The organism is Limnofasciculus baicalensis BBK-W-15, assembly GCF_024178385.1.
Lineage (GTDB): Bacteria > Cyanobacteriota > Cyanobacteriia > Cyanobacteriales > Coleofasciculaceae > Limnofasciculus > Limnofasciculus baicalensis.
This window is the reverse complement of sequence record NZ_JAMZMM010000441.1, coordinates 1-4,377: the sequence shown is the minus strand read 5'-3', so window position 1 is coordinate 4,377 and position 4,377 is coordinate 1. Positions and strand designations below refer to the sequence as shown.

4 protein-coding genes are annotated in these 4,377 nt (G+C 42.1%); 1 reads left to right on the top strand and 3 read right to left on the bottom strand.

Features of this window, described 5'->3' with window-relative positions:
* Window positions 1-123: 123 nt before the first annotated feature.
* From NJ959_RS26170 to NJ959_RS26160, 3 genes are all read right to left on the bottom strand, one after another.
* The gene (locus NJ959_RS26170; protein ID WP_254014692.1) at window positions 124-1,539 is read right to left on the bottom strand and encodes an adenylate/guanylate cyclase domain-containing protein; all 1,416 of its coding nucleotides are present in this window, start codon (window positions 1,537-1,539) and stop codon (window positions 124-126) included.
* Window positions 1,540-1,854: 315 nt separating this feature from the next.
* The gene (locus NJ959_RS26165; RefSeq protein ID WP_254014691.1) at window positions 1,855-2,637 is read right to left on the bottom strand and encodes a pentapeptide repeat-containing protein; all 783 of its coding nucleotides are present in this window, start codon (window positions 2,635-2,637) and stop codon (window positions 1,855-1,857) included.
* Window positions 2,638-2,817: 180 nt separating this feature from the next.
* Window positions 2,818-3,630: a carbon-nitrogen hydrolase family protein gene (locus NJ959_RS26160; protein ID WP_254014690.1), complete on the bottom strand. Its 813-nt coding sequence runs from the start codon at window positions 3,628-3,630 to the stop codon at window positions 2,818-2,820.
* 358 nt (window positions 3,631-3,988) lie between these two features.
* Between NJ959_RS26160 and NJ959_RS26155 the strand changes: the two genes are divergently transcribed.
* Window positions 3,989-4,207: a hypothetical protein gene (locus tag NJ959_RS26155; protein ID WP_254014693.1), complete on the top strand. Its 219-nt coding sequence runs from the start codon at window positions 3,989-3,991 to the stop codon at window positions 4,205-4,207.
* Window positions 4,208-4,377: the final 170 nt, after the last annotated feature.

Sequence of the window (4,377 nt, the reverse complement as noted above, 5' to 3'; positions counted from 1 at the left end):
GGGAGCATCCCGAGAAAGGAAGAAATGCAGGTTGTATTCTTGCTCCCCCCTTTGACAAGCAGGGCTGGGGGGTAAAAACTTTGTCAAAAAACGAGTATCTTTGCCAAAGTGGGATGATCCCATTTACCCTTCGATTCTCCCCATCAAAAAATAAGTCACCATTTCTCCCTTACCCTTCACCTGAATAATACCGCGCTCCTCTAACAGATACTTATCCTCCAAATATTTATAAGTTGCCGCACTGACTTGAATCCGCCCAGCTTCCCCATGAGATTCCATCCGGCTAGCAGTATTCACCGCATCACCCCACAAATCATAAATAAACTTTTTCGTGCCAATCACCCCCGCCACAACTTCCCCACTATTAATCCCGATGCGGATATTGAGATTAGCATGATGTCTTTGATTAAAATAATTAACTTCCTTTTGCATATCTAAAGCCATATTTGCGATCGCATCAGCATGATCCGAGCGACTCATCGGCAATCCACTGGCAACCATATACGCATCACCAATTGTTTTAATTTTCTCCAATCCATAGATTTCCGTTAAGCGATCGAAAGCTGAAAAAATCTCATTAAGCAAGTTAACCAGTGCCGTAGGCGAAATCTGAGCAGACAACTGAGTAAAGCCCACGATATCGGCAAATAAAATAGTGACTTCAGTAAATCCATCAGCAATACAGCCTTCCTTTTGTTTCAATCGATTAGCAATTGATTCTGGCAAAATATTCAGCAACAAATGATCGGATTTTTCTTGTTCAACACGGATAAGTGCCTCCGCTTCCTTTCGTTGTGTATATTCCGAAGAAATCCGCTGGAACATTTGATTAAATGCTGCCATCACATCTCCTAACTCATCATTACGCTTCACTGATAATGAGTAAAAGTTAGGATTCACTGTCTCCTTGCTAATCGCTTCTGCCGCTGCCATTAAGTCATCCCGCAGTCGCAGGATCGGGACAATTACTGTTGCTCCCAAAGCAAACATCGTAGTACCTGTAACGCAAATAGAGATGATTAAAACTAGTCCAGATATCCGTAAAATAAAGGCACGTAATTCCAGTTTTACTGATGAAGAATCGTGACGAACAATTATAATATAATCTACTCCTAGTGGACGAGCTGACCAAGCAACATCGTATCGGTCGCCATCTCTAAGAGTCCCGCAAATTTTATTAACTTTTGGATCTTTTAGATCGGAGAATGTAATCTTTGGTCTATCTCCTAATGCCTTGATTAGTTCTCCATTAGAGCGGTAAATCGCGATACCTAGGATTTCGCGATCGCTCATAAGTATGGGGAGTTTATCTAATATTATTTCTTCACTTTCTCCCTCTCGCTTCCATCGGACTGTTGCGTTGAAAATAACTTCTGAAACATGTTCTATTTGCTTAAATAGCTCCTGTTCTCGTCTGAAATAAGAGGGGACGAGAATAATCGCTTCCACAGTAATAATACTGGTAAATACCCAAAAAACTATTCGTCTCGATAAACGCGCGTTCAACGAATTACATATTCCGAAAAGTTTAGATGACATCTATTTTGACCTTTGTCAACATCAGAAAATATGCTGGATAATACCTCTATTACAGTTAGGAATTACGCAAAATCTGTCACTAAATGCTATATATAGTAGGGTGCGTTACATAACGGACCCTACAGATACCGTAACTGCGTAAGTCCTGACAGTGATGTCACTCTCCTGAAGGATGAAGTTTAAAGGCTGAAGGATGAAATTTAAAGGCTGAAGGATGAAGTTTAAAAAATGAAGAGTAAAGGGGAAAGGGTGAAATACAAGTCTTTTCATAATTCATAATTCATTCTTCATAATTCATTCTTCATAATTCATCCTTCATATTCCAGCTAAACCAAGGATGGTTCCTTTTAGTTTAGCGTTTTCTAGATTGGCATCAGTCAAGTCAGTTCCAGCTAAATTGGCATCAGTTAGGTCGGCATGACGTAAAGAGGCTCCCCTTAGCTTGGCATGAGCGAGATTTGCTCGATATAATTTTGCCTCATTTAAGTTAGCACCATCCAGATTTGCTTCAATCAGGTTAGCCCCCATCAAGTTAGCGCAAATTAAATTAGCACCACTAAAATTAGCACCAATGAGATTGCTAATACTGAGGTTAGCTCTACTGAGATTAGCATTACTTAGGTTAGCTTTAATTAAACTAGCATCACTGAGATAAGCATCGCTGAGATAAGCACCACTCAAATCGGCACCGCTGAGATCTGCACTAATAAGATTTGCGCCAATTAAGTTGGCATTAATTAGTTTTGCTACACCGAGTTTTGCTCCAATCAGATGAGCATCGCTCAAGTTAGCATCAGTTAGGTTGGCATCACTCATTTTAGTAAAAATCAGCTCCGCAGCAATCAAGTTTGCACCACTCAGATTAGCTTCACTTAGGTTAGCATCGCTGAGATTAGCGCCACTCAGGTTAGCCTCACTCAAGTCAGCTTCAGTGAGATTAATACCACTTAAGTCAGCACCGCTTAAGTCAGCACCTCGAAAATCTCTCTCTCCCGCAGCATAACGCGATTGAATTTCCTTAGCATCCATAGTTTTCGTAGTTTTAAAGCTCAGTTTTAACAGATTCCCCTTAAACTTAATTACTATGACTGAAGCCACCAAACAGGAAAACTGGAGCCTAAAAAAATAATCAGGAGTTCAGAAGTCTGTGGAATATGCCTTCTGAACTCCTGATTATTTTTGGCAGGTTTATGAAGTACACCCCAGAAACCCGGTTTCTTAGAGAAACCGGGCTTCTCTTTACCTCACATCCATGAAAAGTGCTGTAATTTCAGCTACTTAAACAAAAACCCGATGTTCCAAACAAGGCATCTGACGGCGCACTTGTTCGAGTCGCGTGGGGTTAATTTCTGCGATCGCAACTCCTGGTTTTTCTCCCGCATCGGCTAATATCAGTCCCCAAGGGTCAATAATCATAGCGTGACCGTGGGTTTGACGCATAGCATAGTGAAATCCCGTTTGAGCAGGTGCAATTATGTAGCAGGTATTTTCAATCGCCCTTGCTTGCAAAAGAATCTGCCAGTGATCCTTCCCCGTATAGGCGGTAAAAGCTGCTGGGACAAATAAAACCTCAGCACCTTTGTTCGCCAAATGTCGGTAAAGTTCTGGGAATCTTACATCATAGCACACAGAAAGTCCCAGTTTCCCTAACTTTTCTGAAGTGTAAATCGATGGTAGCTCCTTTCCTGCCATTACCGTATTGGATTCTCGATAGGTGTTACCATCGGGTACGTTAACATCAAAGAGATGGACTTTTTGATAACGAGCAACTTCAGTACCGCTAGGGTCAATCAGCAAAGCGGTATTGTATACTTGGCTGCTGTTTACAGGGACGGGAAAGCCGCCGCCCAGGATAGTTACCTGAAAGCGCTGTGCCATGGTTTTGAGGAATTTTTCACTCTTTTGAGCGATTTCCGATGCTTGCGCGATTTTGTCTTCTTCTTTACCTAAGAAGGAAAAGTTTTCGGGTAAGCCTACGATTTCGGCACCCTGACGCACCGCTAGTTCGATCAACTCTGCTGCCTCCAGCAGGTTTTGATCGAGGTCAGGCAAACTGGTCATTTGAATGGCAGCAGCAAGATAGGGCTTCATTGGTGGTAGCGAGTTGGAAAATGGGAGCAGCTATAGCTTTGGAAAATAACTATATCACCATTGGCTGGGGAGAAAGTCACTTTTTTGAATGGAGCTTGGTAGGAGAATCATCCCCATTCTCCCTGTCGTGCAAGTCGGTAGTGGGTCATCCGTTGGGGGAAGGGTCATTCTGACCTCTTCTTCTCCCTTGACAATGTTAAGAAATGTTAACTTTATCAAGATTTTTACCACAAACCGGGAATATTAAATAATTATTAAGATAAGAGCTTGACGAAAAGCAATGGTGCCCAAACATCAGGGGGCTTTAGTGAAAAGGGCTTTAGTGAAAAGGGCTTTAGTGAAAAATGGAGATGGTAGAATGAGTTTAATTAGGGAAATTGTCCAGCAAGCGCTCGAAACAGGTTATCTCACGGTGGAAGCAGAGAACCAACTGCGCTACTTTTTATCGAGAAAGAATGATTGGGAAGATTTTAGAGCGTTCATTGGATTGCAGCAAGAGGCAATGGAAGGTAGAGTCAAGCAAGAGTCACGGGAGTTACTGTACCCTGGCATGAGTTTCTCTAATACAAGTTTATAAAGCAATAGCCTGAAAACCCCGTGACTTTAGTCCGAGGATGTTAGGGAAGAGGCGAGTAAGGTGCGTTAGCAAAACATAACGCACCATCCACACTATTAGTTGTGTTGTTCTGTAAGCTAACAACCAACAACCAACAACCAACAACCAACAACCAACAACCAACAACCAAC